The organism is Dietzia sp. Alg238-R159, assembly GCF_900537145.1.
Taxonomy (GTDB): domain Bacteria; phylum Actinomycetota; class Actinomycetes; order Mycobacteriales; family Mycobacteriaceae; genus Dietzia; species Dietzia kunjamensis.
Genome location: NZ_UNRI01000004.1, coordinates 134318 through 148601, shown reverse-complemented (window position 1 = coordinate 148601; position 14284 = coordinate 134318). Strand labels below are relative to the sequence as shown.

Sequence of the window (14284 nt, the reverse complement as noted above, 5' to 3'; positions counted from 1 at the left end):
TATCCGCATTCGTCGACAGCCATCACAAGAGGACCGGTGACCCGTTGCTGTACTACCTGTTCAAATACGTGCTCATCGGCCCGTTCCTACGTCTGACGAGTCGTCGGGTCGTCACGGGACGCGAGCACTTCCCCGAGCGCGGTGGCGCCCTGCTGGTCGGCAACCACCAGTCCGTCGCGGACTGGTTGTTCACCGCTCTGCTCATGCCCCGCCGGGTCACCTTCCTGGCCAAGAGCGACTACTTCACCGGAACCGGTGTCCGCGGCATACTCAGCCGGTGGTTCTTCGCCGGCTCGGGCCAGCACCCGATCGACCGCACCAACGCCGACGCCGCGCAGGCCGCCCTCGACGCCGGGCTCGAGGTCCTCTCATCGGGGGAGATCCTGTGCATCTACCCGGAGGGGACGCGCTCGCCGGACGGTCGTCTGTACCGCGGGAAGACCGGGCCCGCCCGCCTCGCACTCCGCGCCGGGGTGCCCATCATCCCGGTGGGCGTGACCGGGACCCCCGAGTACGTACGCCGGATCTCCCGGTTCCGCCCCGGGCGGCGCACCGAGATCCGGGTCATGCTCGGCGAGCCGCTCGATCTGTCCCCGTGGGCCGGGCGCGAGGGGGACCGGGACGCTGAGCGCGAGATCACCGACGAGCTCATGCGGCGGATCCAGGCGCTGACCAATCAGGAGTACGTCCACGACACGTATGGCGCCGAGATGAAGAAGCGCTACGAGGCGGTGCGCAAGGCCGGGCGGAACCTGCTCGACCACCCCGTCGAGGGACAGCGCTGATCGCCGGTGCGCTACTTCTACGACTGCGAGTTCATCGAGGACGGCACGACGATCGAGTTGGTCTCCGTGGGGATCGTCGCCGAGGACGGCCGGGAGTTCTACGCCGTGTCCACCGACTTCGACGCCTCGGCGGCCGGGCCGTGGGTGCGGCGCAACGTCCTTCCGAAGCTGCCCAACCCGTCGTCGTCCGCGTGGATGTCCCGGAGCCGCATCCGGGACGAGCTCTACGAGTTCGTCACCGCGCCGCCCACCGGCGGGGTCGAGATGTGGGCGTGGATCGGGGCGTACGACCACGTGGCCGTCTGCCAGCTGTGGGGCGACATGACAGCCCTTCCCGCCGCCATGCCCCGGTTCACGCGCGACGTCCGCCAGCTCTGGGAGACCGCCGGCAAGCCCGACCTGCCCGCACACCCGGGAGGGGAACACGACGCCCTCGCCGACGCCCGCCACGCCGCGATGCGCTTCCGCGCCATCGCGGCGAAGTCGCCCCACCTGGGTCTCTGAGGCCCGCTCCGCCGGTGGTGGCGTATCGTCGCCGGGGTGAGCAACTGGACAGTCGACGTCGACATCGCGCAACTCCCCGACCTCCCGCCGCTCTCCGCGGACCTGGATCGGCAGCTGGCGGACGCCCTCTCGCGGCCCGCCCTTCAGCAGCCGTCGTGGGATCCCGGTCACGCCGCGGCGATGCGCAAAGTGTTGGAGAGCGTGCCGCCGATCTGCGTCGCCTCCGAGGTCGAGCACCTCTCCGATCGCCTCGCCGACGTGGCGCACGGGCGTGCGTTCCTGCTCCAGGGCGGTGACTGCGCCGAGACGTTCGAGGCGAACACCGAGCCGCACATCAAGGGCGTGATCCGCACCCTGCTGCAGATGTCGGTCGTGCTGACCTACGGTGCGTCGATGCCCGTGGTCAAGGTCGGCCGGATCGCCGGCCAGTACGCCAAGCCCCGCTCGGCGGACCGCGACGGAACCGGGTTGCTGTCCTACCGCGGCGACATGGTCAACGCGCTCGAGCCGGACGAGGCGGCCCGTGAGCACGACGCCTCCCGGCTCGTCCGTGCCTACGCCAACGCGGCCGCGGCGATGAACCTGGTCCGTTCCCTCACGGCGTCGGGCACCGCGGACCTGCATCGCGTCCACGAATGGAACATGGAGTTCGTCGCGGGCTCGCCCGCTGGTGCCCGCTACGAGGCCCTCGCCGCCGAGGTGGATCGTGGCCTGCGCTTCATGGACGCGTGCGGGGTCTCGGACCAGAACCTGCGCTCGGCCGACATCTTCTCCTCCCACGAGGCGCTCGTCCTGGACTACGAGCGGGCCATGTTGCGCCTGGCCGACGACGGCACGGGCCTGACCGGCGACGCCGAGCAGGGGTTGTACGACCTGTCGGCGCACTTCCTGTGGATCGGGGAGCGGACCCGCGGCATCGACGACGCCCACGTGGCGTTCGCCTCGCTCATCCAGAACCCGATCGGCCTGAAGATCGGTCCCACCACCACGCCCGAGTTGGCGGTCGAGTACGTGGAGAAGCTCGACCCCCACAACCGGCCGGGTCGACTGACGCTCGTCTCCCGGATGGGCAACGACAAGGTCCGCGACGCGCTGCCGCCGATCGTCCAGGCCGTCGAGGCGACCGGCCACAAGGTCATCTGGCAGTGCGACCCCATGCACGGCAACACGCACTCGACGTCCAACGGGTACAAGACCCGCCATTTCGACCGGATCATCGACGAGGTACAGGGCTTCTTCGAGGTCCACCACGCTCTCGGTTCCCACCCGGGTGGCATCCACATCGAGCTCACCGGTGAGGACGTCACCGAGTGCCTCGGCGGAGCCCAGGACATCTCGGACATCGATCTGGCCGGTCGCTACGAGACCGCCTGCGACCCGCGCCTCAACACCCAGCAGTCGCTCGAGCTCGCCTACCTCGTGGCGGAGATGCTGCGCAGCTGACGCCGTAGGGGCCGGCCTCGCGCCCCGGAGGCACGGCCGGCCGCGCCGGAGACGCGGCCGGTCCTAGCCGAGCGCGTCGATCTCGACCTCGCTGCCCCTGGCCACCACCCGGCCGGGCAGCGGGGTCTGGCCGTAGACGATCCCCCTCGACGTTCCCGAGTCGATGGTGGCCTCGAGCCCGGCGTCCTGCAGCGTCCGGCGCGCGTCGGAGGCCCGCGAACCCAGCACCACCGGGACGGTCACCGCGTCCGACGGGACGACCCGCAGCACCGCGTTCGTCGGGTCGAGCCGGGTCCCGGCGGGCGGATCGGTGCGCACCACGCGGCCGTCGGAGATCTGACGATCGGTCACGGGCGATTCGCGGACGATCGTGAACCCCTCGTCCTCGAGGATCCCGGTCGCCTCGTCGAGGGGCACATCCCGGAGGTCCGGCACGGTCAGTGCATTGGAGACGAGCAGGACGACCCCGTCCCCGCGGGACACGTCGGTTCCGCTGTCCGGGTCGGTGCCCACGGCCGCGCCGCCGTCCACCTCGTCGTCGTAGACCCGTCTGACCTGTGACACGGTGAGGCCCGCGCCCTCCAGGGCCGCCCGCGCCTGGTCCTCCTCCAGGCCCACGACCTCGGGGACGGCGACGGGTGCGGGGCCGGAACTGGTCACCATGGCCACCCGGGTGCCCACGTCGACGGTCGTGCCCGCGCCCGGCTGGAGCGAGACCACCTGGCCGACGGGTACCGAGTCCGAGTACTCGTTCCCGCCCCGGACCGGTTCCAGTGAGTTCTCCCGCAGCGCTGCGGACACGGCGTCCACCGACCTGTCGGCGCCGACCTCGGGCACCACGGGGCGACCGACGGACACCAACACATCGACGGTGTCGCCGCGCGGCACCCGCTCGCCCGCCGCGGGGTCGGTGCCCACCAGCGCGGACGGGGGGACGTCGTTGCTGAAGGCGTCGCGGGTCGCGGCGGCCAACCCGACGGCGTTGACCGCCTCGGTCGCCTGCCCCGCCGACATACCCTGAACCGACGGCACCTCCACGAACCGGCCGGAACCCAGCCACCAGCCGGCCACGGCCAGGCCGATCGCGGCGGCGAGCACCACGATGAGCCACAGCATGCCGCGCTGGCGGCGGGGCCGGATGACGTCCCGGTCGGGCGCGGGCTCGATGCCGCCGGGGGGATAGTGGCCCGATCCCGCGCCGTGCCAGTGCGCAGGAGCAGGGCCGGCCCCCGCTCCCGCCCCGGGACCCGCCGCCGCCGGGGCCACCATGGTGTCCACCCGCGTCGGCGTCGGCCCGTCGCCCCGGCGCAGCGCCTCCCCGCTCTCACGGTCGGCGGCGTCGAACTCGGACTCCCCGCCCGGGGTGGCCCGCGCGGCGTTGGCCCGCGCCCGCGACCACGAGGACTGCCGTGGTGCCGGGACGACATAGTCGGGGAACCGGCCGATCCTGGCGGCCTGGTCCAGGTCCCGCAGCATCTCGCCGGCGTCGGCGTAGCGGTCCTCACGGCTGCGTCGCGTGGCGCGCAGGATCAGGTGGTCGAGGTCCTCGGCCACGGTGTCGGACTGGTCGGACGGGGCCGGCACGTCGGTGTCGAGGCGACGGTAGGCCACGGCGATGTTGTTGTCACCGCTGAACGGTGGCTCCCCGGTGAGCATCTCGTAGGCGAGAACGCCGAGGGAGTACAGGTCGGACCGGGCGTCGGTGTCGGCGCCGGAGATCTGTTCGGGGGACAGGTAGGCCGCCGTGCCCATCACCACGCTGCTCGAGGTGGCGCGGGACTCGGCCACCGCCCGGACCAGGCCGAAGTCGGCGAGTTTGACCGCGCCGCTGCCGGAGATCAACACGTTCTCGGGCTTGATGTCGCGGTGCACCAGCCCGGCCTGGTGGGCCTCCCGCAGGGCGCCGAGGAGCGGACGCAGGACGGCGGCCGCGGCGTACGGGGGCATGGGGCCGCGCTCGTCGAGCAGTTCCCGCAACGTGCCACCGGGCACGAGTTCCATCACGAGGAACGCGGTGTCGGCCTCGACGCCCTGGTCGAACACCTGGACGATGCCGGAATCCGACAGGCGGGCCACCGACCTGGCCTCGAGGGTGAAGCGGTCCACGAACGCCTTGTCCCCGGCGAGGGTCGGATCGAGCAGCTTGACGGCGACGTGGCGGTCCAACCGCTCGTCGGTGGCCAGGTGGACGGTGGACATCCCGCCGCGGGCGATGACGGCGTCGAGCCGGTATCGCCCGTCGAGCAGTGTTCCTGGGCCGGGGGGCTTCCCGTCGTAAGTGCTCATGTCGTCCATTCTGCCCCTCCCGTCCCGTCCGCGGTACGTCCCGAGCGGACGGGGTCCGTAGCCCGACGCCGTCGGCCGCGCCGGCACCGCCGGTGGGGCCCGGGTGCGCCCGTGGGACTAACCTGGGTGGCGTGAGTACTGTTCCGCACGCCGACGACGTCCTGCCCGCCGACGTCGAGACCATCAACCTCCCCGCGGTGTCCGAGCGCCTGGGCATCCCCGTGACCCGCGTGCACGATCTCCTGCGCGACGGGACCCTGCTCGCCGTGCGGCGAGCGGGCATCGTGGTGGTGCCGGCGACCTTCCTGGATGACGACGACGAGGTCGTGCGCTTCCTGCCCGGGCTGGTCGCGGTCCTGCGGGACGGCGGCTACCGGGACGAGGAGATCCTGCGGTGGCTGTTCGCCGAGGACGACAGCCTGCCCGGCCGGCCGGCCGACGCGCTACACGGTCACCGCGCCCGCGAGGTCATGCGGCGCGCCCAGGCGATGGCGTTCTGACCCCGGCGGTGGCGCGCCGCCACCACCAGACCGCGGCGAGGGCTGCCGCGAGGGCCGCCCCGACGAGCGCGGGGCTGTAGAGGCTGGTCGACCCGTTGGGTCCGATCGCCATCACGAGGAAGACGGTCACCGCAACGACGGCTGTGGTGGCGCGTCGACCGGGTCGGGCGGCGACCCAGAACGCCGCCACCCACACGTAATACCAGGGCCAGGCCAGCGAGTTGAGGATGACGAAGGCCAGCAGCGCGACCATGATGCCGCGGAGCGCCGAGCGGGTGTCACGCCGGTGGAGCCACCACACCACGACGAGGGTGACCCCCAGGACCACGCGTCCGACGCGGCGGGCGACCGCCAGGACGTCCTCGAATCCGGGGGTGTCGACCACGGCGTGGACCAGGTGCGCCGCGGCGGTGGGCGCGCTGAGGTAGTTGATGACCCGGTCGGAGACGGAGATCGCGTCCAGCCAGCCGAACCCGGTGCCCGAGGCGAGGGTCGCCAGGGCGAACGCGACGGCGGCGGCCCCCGCCGCGGCCCCGGTGTCGACGAGGGCGCCGACGAGGGGGCGCCGCGCCCCGGTCGACGCCCGCCGCCGGTCCAGGGCGATCCACAGCAGGAACGGCGCGACGATCACGGCGGTGGCCTTGAACGCCACCGCGATCCCGATCGCCGCCCCCGCCCACGCGTAGCGCCGGTCGAGCGTGAGGACCACGGCGCCGACGCATGCCACCAGCGGGAAGATCTCGTTGTGCAGCCCGCCCGCGAAGTGGATCACGGACAGCGGGGAGGCGCCCGCCATCCACACCGCGGCGCCGGCGTCCACCCCGGCGCGGCGGGCCAGGGCGACCACGAGCGCGACGAGCGCGGCCAGTGCGGCGAGCACCACCACCCCGAGGATGACGCTCCCCACCGCCGGGTGGCCGCCGGACAGCGCCACGATGACGCGCATGAGCAACAGGTGCAGCGGGCCGTACGGGGTCGCGGTGGACCGCCAGTCCGGGCTGACCTCGTCGGTGAAGGGGCCGGGGTTGGCCTCCGGTCCGTGGTGGTACGGGTCCACTCCCGCGGCGCTCATGGCGCCCTGCGCCAGGTAGGACCAGGCGTCGCGGCTGAACAGGGGGACCGCGGGCAGCATCGGCGCCGACCACAGGGCCGTGGCCCACACGGCGTCCCGGGTGGGGAGGCGGCCCGAGACCGCTCGGGGGCCGAGCGCGAGCCACGAGGTGACCAGCAGCGCGACGCCCGCCCAGCAGAGGATGAGGGCGAGGGCCTCACCGTGGCCGAACGTGTACCCGGGCAGCCCCACCGCGACCGCGACGCCGCCGTCCACGGGCAGGGCGCCCGCGCCGAATCCGGCGATGGTGAGCAGGACCGAGCCGAGGACGCCGCGCCACAGTGCCGGACCGGAGGGGCCGTTCAGGGCGGCGCGGGCCGAGGCGGTCGTCGCGGTGGTCGCCCGGCGGATCCGCGACGATGGTGTCGACGGCGACGGTGATGATGACGGTGACGACGGCGGTGATGACGGCGGTGATGACGACAATGGTGACGACGACGAGGTGGTCGTCTCCGGCCGGGGTCCGGTCGCTCCCTGCACGGATCAAGCCCGCCTGCGGGTCGCGGCCTCCGCCAGTGCCCGCAGCGTGTCCCGCCCGTGGTCGCTGATCGCGTCGGAGGCCACGGCGTCCAGGGCGCGGGTGGTCAACGCGTCGATCTCGGCCTCCACCGAGACCACGGCACCGGATTCCACGAGAATGCTGCGCGCGCGTTCGAGCGTGGCCGCGTCGGGTTGCGTCCCGAGGACGCCGAGGAGGAACTCGGCGTCCGGGCGGGGGGCGAGGGCGGTCGCACGGGCGAGCAGCAGGGTGCGCTTGCCCTCCCGCAGGTCGTCCCCGGAGGGCTTGCCGGTGACCTCCGGGTCGCCGAACACGCCCAGCATGTCGTCCCGCAACTGGAACGCCTGGCCCACGGCCACCCCGAACTCCCGCAGGGCCGAGACGGTCTCCGCCCCGGCACCCGCCAGCTCGGCGCCGATGTGCAGTGGCCGCTCCACCGTGTAGGCCGCGGTCTTGAAGCGGTTCACCCGGGCCGGGGTGAGCTCGTCTGTGGCGCCCGAGGCCTCGGCGAGGATGTCAAGCATCTGCCCCGACAGGACCTCTGTCTTCATGGCGTACCAGGGACCCAGCGCGCGGGCCAGGGCCTCGGGGGGTACCCCGGAGGTCACGAACATCTCGTCGGCCCACGTCAGGGCCAGGTCGCCCACGAGGATGGCCTGGGAGACGCCGTAGCGGGCCGCGTCCCCGTCCCAACCCTCGTTGCAGTGCGCGGCCTCGATCGTCCGGTGGACGGTGGGGCGGCCTCGCCGGGTGTCCGAGGCGTCCACGATGTCGTCGTGGACCAGCGCACAGGCCTGGATCAGCTCGAGGGCGGCGCAGGCGGTGACGACCTCGTCCGGGGCGGGAGCGTCCGTGTCGCTCGCGGCGGCCCAGCCGGCCAGGGCGAACCGCGGTCGCATCCGTTTGCCGCCGTCGAGGACGAAGTCGGAGAGCAGGCCGGCCAGGCGGTCGACCCGCTCGTCTATCCCCGCCACGACCGTGCGCCGTTCGTCGATGAGTCGGCGGAGCGCGTCGAGGACGCGTTCTCCGTCGTCGGGGCGAGTCGCCGAGACCACGGGCACCATCCCTTCCGGGCGCCGGTGTCCGGCCGCCCTCGTCGCCGACGATCCTAGTCGTCGGGCGGCGGCCGGACGTGGTGCGCGTCGGGCTACCCTGGTCGGGTGACCCAGCTACCCGACTCCGACCCGACGGACGGCGGCCGGCACCCGAGCATCGTGGAGCGGATCGCGACGTCGACCACCCCGAGGGTTCCGTTCTCCGTCGAGTTCTACCCGCCGCGAGACGAGGCCGCCGAGGACCGACTCTGGCGCGCCGCCACCGTGTTCTCCGACCTCGGGGCGGCGTTCGTCTCGGTCACCTACGGGGCCGGCGGATCCACGCGGGACCGGACCGTCCGGGTCGTCGAGCGGCTCGTCCGTGAGACCGACCTGCTGCCGATCGCGCACCTGACGGCGGTGGACCACACGGTCGCCGAACTCACCGACATGATCCGCATGTACGGCGAGGTCGGGGTGTCCAACATCCTCGCCCTGCGCGGGGACCCGCCCGGGGACCCGCTGGGCGAGTGGACGGCTCACCCGGAGGGGCTGCACTACGCCGAGGAGCTCGTCCGTCTGATCCACGAGGTGGGGGGCTTCCACGTCGGGGTGGCGTCCTTCCCCGAGGGGCACTACCGGGCCCGGGACCTCGAGCACGACTCCGAGATCCTGGTGAACAAGCTCCGGGCCGGCGCCGAGTACTCGATCACCCAGATGTTCTGGGACGTGGAGCACTACCTGCGCCTGAGGGATCGCGCCGTCGCCGCCGACCCGGAGCAGGGCGCCAAGCCCATCATCCCCGGACTCATGCCGGTCACGAGTCTGCGGCAGGTCCAGCGGATGGTCGAGCTCTCGGGCTGCGCCCTGCCCGACGACCTGGCCGAGCGGCTCCGGACCGCGGCCGGGGACGGGCCCGAGGAGAACCGGGCGGCGGTCCGTGAGGTCGGGATCGATCTCACCACCCGCATGTGCGAGCGACTGATCGCCGAGGGTGTCCCGTGCCTGCACTTCAACACCCTGAACTTCTCCAAGGCCACCCACGAGGTCCTCACCAACCTGTCGATGGCCCCCGCCCCCGGGGTGGCGGCCGGCAGGATCTGATCCGCCCCGGTGGGGGTGCGGCTCGGGTCAGCGCACCAGCCGGTCGGCACGGGCCCTGGACGTCCGGGCGGCCAGGATCGTCCCGATGGACACCAGCAGGGCGGCGCCGATCCCGACGATCATCCACACCGCGAACCCACGTGCGGCCGGGTCGGGATACGACGACGAGGCCTGCATCCGCGTGATGGACCCCGGAGCCGGGGACCAGCTGACGGAGTTGCCGGCCCCGATGGTGCCGTTGGTCTCCTTGATGCGGTTGGGGAAGGTCAGGTCGACCCGGGTGGTCGCCGTCTCGGCGCGGTCGGCGGGCAGCAGGGACAGGTCCACCGATCCGCTGAACGACACCGTGTCGCCGCTGCGGCGGAAGCCCAGGCTGTACGGCCGTGCCCCCTCGATGTCGATCGCGAGGGTGAGGGTGTCGACCTCCGCGAACGTCAACTGGGTGAAGTAGATCTCGCGGCCGGTGAAACCGTCCGCTGAGTAGGGGGTGATGCGCACCTTCTGCTCGAGCCCGGACGGCGTGGTGATCCGGTCGAGCGCGGCCGCCTGAGCGGGCTGGTCACCCGCCACGAGGATCCGGCCGGAGACGGTGTCGTCCTTGCGGACGCTCATCTGGGCGTTCAGCTGGAGGCACCCGGACAGGAGCACCAGGAGGGTGGCCAGGGCCGTGAGGCCCGCCAGTCGCCGGGGCAGTCGGGAGCGGCCACTGCTCGTGGGGGCGTTCGCTGTCGGATGGGGCGGGGTCACGGCGGTCATTGTGCCCGTGATCCCCGCCGTCGCCGCGCCGACCTGCCGAGTCGGCGGGTCACGAGCCGCGCCACCGTCCTGCCGCTGGTCCCGATCACACCGCCACCGGGGTGGGTCGAGGCCCCCGCCAGGAACACGCCGTCGGCCCCGGGCACGGCGTGACCGCGCAGATCGGGGTGGGGACGCATCGGCAGCATCTGGTCGAGGGACATCTCCACGTGCATGACGTTCCCGCCGATCAGCCCGAGTTCGGTCTCCAGGTCCTCGGGGGTCTGGACGTGACGGTGGACGATCGAGTCGGCCAACCCCGGCGCGAAGCGGTCCGCGACGGCGATGATCCGGTCGGCCTCCGCGGCGCCCTCCTCCGACCAGCCACGGCCGTCGGCCAGGTGGCGCGGGTGCCACTGTGACCACAGTGTCAGCTCGTGGCGGCCCTCCGGAGCCAGCGAGGGGTCGAGCGCGCTGAAGCTCATCGCCAGGACGGCGGGATCGGCGTCGAGGCCGCCCGCGGCGGCGACGCCGTAGCGGCGATCGAGGTGCCGTCGGTCCGTGACGAGCAGTTGCAGGCCGTGGGCGCTGGTGCTCGTGGGTACGCCGGGATACGTGGGCAGTGCATCGGTCCCGAGTCTGACGGCCATCCCCAGTCCGAAACCGGGCCTGATCCGCCGCCGCCACCCGTCCAGCGTCGCCGCCGGGAGTTCGCCGGCGAGGAGGTCCAGGGTCGTGTGGACGTGGCAGGCGGCGACGACGGCCGAGCAGTACAGGGATCGTCCGCCCTCGGTGTCGACGCGCCACCCCGAACCGGAGCGCCGGATCGAGGTGGCCCCGGCACCTGCGGTGACCGTCCCCCCGTGCGCCCGGACGGCGGCCGAGAGGGACTCCGCGAGCGCGCCCGAACCGCCGATCGCGCGCCCCGGCGGGATCCGGTGCATCAGGGCGGCGAACCCGATCATGGGGGCTGTGGCGGGGTGGGACATCGGCGGTCCCGACTGCGCGCCGAACCACGACAGTGCCGCCTTGAGGCGCTCCGAGGTGAACATCGCGTCCAGCAGCGCGTCACCGGAGGACAGGAAGGTCTGGACCGCGCCGAACGGATCGCGCAGGTCGTCGGCCCCGAGGAACGCCGAACCGAGACCCGGGGCGGTGGGGCGGACCGCGAACCCCTTCATCATCCGTCCCGCCAGGACGTCCCACCGGCGGACGAACTCCCGGTACGCGCCGGCGTCGGCCTCACCGCAGGCCGCGGCGATGCTGGCGCACGTGGCGTCGAGGTCACGGTGGAAGACGATCGGTGGCGCGTCGGATCTCGGCGGGGCGGGCGCGAAGCCCCACGGGTCGCAGTCCACGTAGCGCAGTCCGTGGGCCTCCAGCCCGAGCTCTTCCGGGATCCCGGTGTGGCGGATCATCAGATGTGCCGAGGACCCGCGGTCGGTGCGGTGGCCCGGGTACCGTTCGACCGTCGACGTGGCGCCGCCGATCACCGTGTCCCGTTCGACCACGTGCACGTCGAGCCCGGCGCGGGCGAGATAGGCGGCGCACACCAGTCCGTTGTGGCCGGAGCCGACCACCACCACGTCATGCCGGGGGGTCACGTCCGATCTCCGTTCCCGGCGAGCGGTAGCGATCGGGCCAGGACGGCGAACGGTCTCGCGTCCCCCTGGAACCGATACGAACGCAGCACATCGGTGAACCCCAACGACCGGTACAGGCGCCAGGCCGCGTTGTCCTCGCCGTCGACCTCCGGGGTCGACAGCAGCACCGTGCTCTCCGGCCGGTCGGCCAGGAACGTCCTGACGAGGGTCGCGCCGATGCCGCGCCCCTGCAGTCCCGGCGAGACGTGCAGCTCGGTCAGTTCCACGTAGTCGGGCGGGAGCTCACGGTCCCGGTCCCGCAGTCCCCGGGAGACCTGGTCGTACCACCACTGCCCGGGAGCGCCGTGATAGCCGTAGCAGATGGCGACGAGCTGCCCCCGGGTCTGACCGAGCAGGCGTCGGTGCGGGGCCTCGAACGCGGCCACACCCGACCAGCCGTCCCGGTAGCTGTGCTCCATCCACGCCGCGGCCCGGGAGCGGACCACCTGCGGCGGGTAGCCCATGGCGTCGACGTAGACCCCCAGAGCCTCGGGCAGTCGGTCTCGGAAGTCGGCTGCGTCGAGCCGGGTGATCACGGTGTCCATCCACCCCATTTGATCACGGGCGCGGATACGGGGCGTCCGGATGTGTCGTACCCCGGCGATACCGTGCGCGCAGAAGGGGAGGTGCAGGAGAGATGGACACCAGGAACAGGATGCGGACGGCCGGCGGGGGAGCGGTGGGAACCCTCGGACGGGCGAGCCGTGCGGAGCTGCACCGTGGGCGCGCGATCGCCGCCGCTGCTCCCTCCGAGCGGTTCCTCGAGTCGTACCGCGCCGCGAGGTACGCGGCCGGGGCCCTGCTGGCCCCCGGGCCGCGGCGGCGCGGTCCCGCGGACGTCTGGCACCGGCTCGCGGCGGAGGTGCCGGAGCTGGAGCGGTGGGCGACCGCCTTCAGTGGGTACTCCGCTCTGGCGGCGGCGGTCGAGGACGGGCTCCCGCGTACGGTCTCGGATCGGATGGCGGACGATTTCCTGTGGGCGGTGGGACGGTTTCTCGACCTGGTGGACGAGCGGTTGGGGGTCCTCGGCCCCGCCGCCTGAGGAGCCGGGCGGTGAGACGGGGGAATCCTCAGGTGTCAGAGGGGAATCCCGGTGGTACCCGCCGCGTTGCCCTCGTATGATGGGGGGAACCCTGACCGGCTGATCCCCATCCACGGTTGGTGCGAACCGACCGAGCCGGCCGCGCTCGTTCGTCACGAGCATCTGAAGGAGGTCGAAGTGCCCCTGTCCGAGCACGAGCAGCGCATGCTCAAGGAAATCGAGAGCGCGCTCTACGCCGACGACCCGAAGTTCGCGTCGTCTGTCCGAAAGACCGGTGCGACCGGTGCTCGTCGTCCGGCGGGCCTGGTGGTCGCGCTGGCGATCCTCGGTGTGGCGCTTCTGATCGGCGGGCTCGCCCTCGACTTCAAGCCCGGCGGCTTCCCGGTACTGAGTCTCGTCGGGTTCCTGGTGATGTTCGCGGCGGGTGTCCTCGCGCTGCGGTCCACGCCGTCGCACGGCGCCGCCGGCGCCAAGGGCACCGGCGGACCCCGGGTCCCCGGCACCGGGCGGACATCGGCCAAGCCCGCCGACGGGCGGAACTACTCCTCCCGCATGGAGGACCGCTTCCGCCGACGGTTCGACCAGGAGCCCTGACCGGCCCGTCCCACGGCCTTTCGACGAAGGGGTGAGCGCACACGCGCTCACCCCTTCGTCCATTTGTCTGACGCTCTCGGGCCGGCAGCCCAGAGCCCATCGCGACCCGGAACGTCCGTCCCCGCCGAGATGCCGGCGCTCCGTCCTTCCTCCCCACCACGCCCCACCCGTGCTCCCCACCACGCCCCACCCCTCCTCCCCACATCTCCCCACAGGGGCCGGCTCGGCTGCCACGTGAGTCGTCTCGAGTCACATGAGTCCCAAAAGACTCGCGGAAGTGGGCTCCCTCCGGGCTGTTGATCCGGTGTCGGGACGGCGACGGCAGGGTCCCTATGGCCACTGAACTGCGGTGACGCGAGGCGGTGGGGCGAAGTGGGGCGCAGGCCTTGTTTGTGGGGCGTTGTGGGGTAGAGTGGGGCACGCAAGGAGCTCGATGGGCCTGGACCCCAGGAGGTGGCGGGTGACCGACACCGATCTCGTCGACTCCGGACGTGAACGAGCCTTCGTCGGGTACGGGACACACCGTCCCAAGCTCGACGACAAGGGGCGGCTGACGATCCCCGCCAGATTCAGGCCAGGCCTGGCGGACGGGGTGGTGGTGTGTGGGTGGTTCACCAACACGCTCTCGGTTTTCCCTGAGGACGAGTTCGACGCGCTGGTCAGAAAGGTCCGGCCGACCGCCAACCTCAGCGAGAGGCACATGGCGTTCTTCCGGCTCCTGGTGAGCGGCGCGGAAGTCCAACAACTGGACTCGCAGGGACGGATCTCCATCCCGGCGAGTCAGCGGAGCTACGCGGGTCTGGACAAGGACTGCGTCGTCAACGGCCTCGGGGAGCGTCTCGAGGTCTGGGACGCCGAGGCGTGGGACCGCTACAGCGAGGAGAACCTACCCGTGTTCTCCGAGATGGAGGGCACCTCGCTCGGGATCGAATTCTGATCCGGGGAGAGGACGGACACGAGCAAGCGAGAGCACGACGGACGGAGCCCCCCGGCCCCTGCCCGGC

General features: G+C 72.4%; 14 protein-coding genes. 8 read left to right on the top strand and 6 right to left on the bottom strand.

Going from position 1 to position 14284, the window contains the following annotated elements:
* Window positions 1–44 precede the first annotated feature (44 nt).
* From G6R20_RS11765 to G6R20_RS11755, 3 genes are read left to right on the top strand one after another with little or no spacing between them, the layout of a single operon-like run.
* Window positions 45–785 (top strand): lysophospholipid acyltransferase family protein, encoded by a 741-nt coding sequence (locus tag G6R20_RS11765; protein WP_096907274.1) that lies wholly within the window; start codon window positions 45–47, stop codon window positions 783–785.
* Between the two features lie 6 nt (window positions 786–791).
* On the top strand, window positions 792–1289 hold the full coding sequence (locus G6R20_RS11760) for a polyadenylate-specific 3'-exoribonuclease AS (RefSeq protein WP_067713732.1): 498 nt from the start codon (window positions 792–794) through the stop codon (window positions 1287–1289).
* A gap of 36 nt (window positions 1290–1325) precedes the next feature.
* A complete protein-coding gene (locus G6R20_RS11755) occupies window positions 1326–2732 on the top strand; it encodes a 3-deoxy-7-phosphoheptulonate synthase class II (RefSeq protein WP_067713735.1) in 1407 nt (468 codons plus the stop codon).
* Between the two features lie 63 nt (window positions 2733–2795).
* Here the strand turns inward: G6R20_RS11755 and pknB are convergent, their stop codons facing one another.
* A complete protein-coding gene (pknB, locus tag G6R20_RS11750; protein ID WP_240341428.1) occupies window positions 2796–5018 on the bottom strand; it encodes a Stk1 family PASTA domain-containing Ser/Thr kinase in 2223 nt (740 codons plus the stop codon).
* 131 nt (window positions 5019–5149) lie between these two features.
* Here pknB and G6R20_RS11745 point away from each other — a divergent pair, with 131 nt between their 5' ends.
* Entirely contained in the window at window positions 5150–5518 is a 369-nt protein-coding gene (locus G6R20_RS11745) for an Rv2175c family DNA-binding protein (RefSeq protein WP_067713740.1), read from the top strand.
* Here G6R20_RS11745 and mptB read toward each other — a convergent pair.
* Entirely contained in the window at window positions 5487–7109 is a 1623-nt protein-coding gene (gene mptB, locus G6R20_RS11740; protein WP_240341427.1) for a polyprenol phosphomannose-dependent alpha 1,6 mannosyltransferase MptB, read from the bottom strand. The genes G6R20_RS11745 and mptB overlap by 32 nt on opposite strands.
* A gap of 3 nt (window positions 7110–7112) precedes the next feature.
* A complete protein-coding gene (locus G6R20_RS11735) occupies window positions 7113–8192 on the bottom strand; it encodes a polyprenyl synthetase family protein (RefSeq protein ID WP_159148384.1) in 1080 nt (359 codons plus the stop codon).
* 96 nt (window positions 8193–8288) lie between these two features.
* Between G6R20_RS11735 and metF the strand changes: the two genes are divergently transcribed.
* Window positions 8289–9266 carry a methylenetetrahydrofolate reductase [NAD(P)H] gene (gene metF, locus G6R20_RS11730; protein ID WP_096905653.1) on the top strand — a complete coding sequence of 326 codons (978 nt, stop codon included), beginning with the start codon at window positions 8289–8291 and terminating at the stop codon, window positions 9264–9266.
* A 27-nt stretch (window positions 9267–9293) separates the two neighbouring features.
* Here metF and G6R20_RS11725 read toward each other — a convergent pair whose 3' ends face one another.
* The 3 genes from G6R20_RS11725 to G6R20_RS11715 are packed head-to-tail and all read right to left on the bottom strand — an operon-like array spanning window position 9294 to window position 12189.
* The gene (locus G6R20_RS11725) at window positions 9294–10022 is read right to left on the bottom strand and encodes a DUF3153 domain-containing protein (protein ID WP_096905652.1); all 729 of its coding nucleotides are present in this window, start codon (window positions 10020–10022) and stop codon (window positions 9294–9296) included.
* Entirely contained in the window at window positions 10019–11605 is a 1587-nt protein-coding gene (locus G6R20_RS11720) for an NAD(P)/FAD-dependent oxidoreductase (protein WP_096905651.1), read from the bottom strand. The genes G6R20_RS11725 and G6R20_RS11720 overlap by 4 nt, the downstream gene beginning before the upstream one ends.
* Entirely contained in the window at window positions 11602–12189 is a 588-nt protein-coding gene (locus G6R20_RS11715; RefSeq protein ID WP_163376516.1) for a GNAT family N-acetyltransferase, read from the bottom strand. The genes G6R20_RS11720 and G6R20_RS11715 overlap by 4 nt, the downstream gene beginning before the upstream one ends.
* 92 nt (window positions 12190–12281) lie before the next feature.
* Here G6R20_RS11715 and G6R20_RS11710 point away from each other — a divergent pair, with 92 nt between their 5' ends.
* The 3 genes from G6R20_RS11710 (at window position 12282) to mraZ (ending at window position 14217) form a co-directional block, all read left to right on the top strand.
* The gene (locus tag G6R20_RS11710) at window positions 12282–12686 is read left to right on the top strand and encodes an SAV_6107 family HEPN domain-containing protein (RefSeq protein WP_067713753.1); all 405 of its coding nucleotides are present in this window, start codon (window positions 12282–12284) and stop codon (window positions 12684–12686) included.
* Between the two features lie 177 nt (window positions 12687–12863).
* Window positions 12864–13280 (top strand): DUF3040 domain-containing protein, encoded by a 417-nt coding sequence (locus G6R20_RS11705; protein WP_096905650.1) that lies wholly within the window; start codon window positions 12864–12866, stop codon window positions 13278–13280.
* Window positions 13281–13740: 460 nt separating this feature from the next.
* On the top strand, window positions 13741–14217 hold the full coding sequence (gene mraZ, locus G6R20_RS11700; RefSeq protein ID WP_096905649.1) for a division/cell wall cluster transcriptional repressor MraZ: 477 nt from the start codon (window positions 13741–13743) through the stop codon (window positions 14215–14217).
* Window positions 14218–14284: the final 67 nt, after the last annotated feature.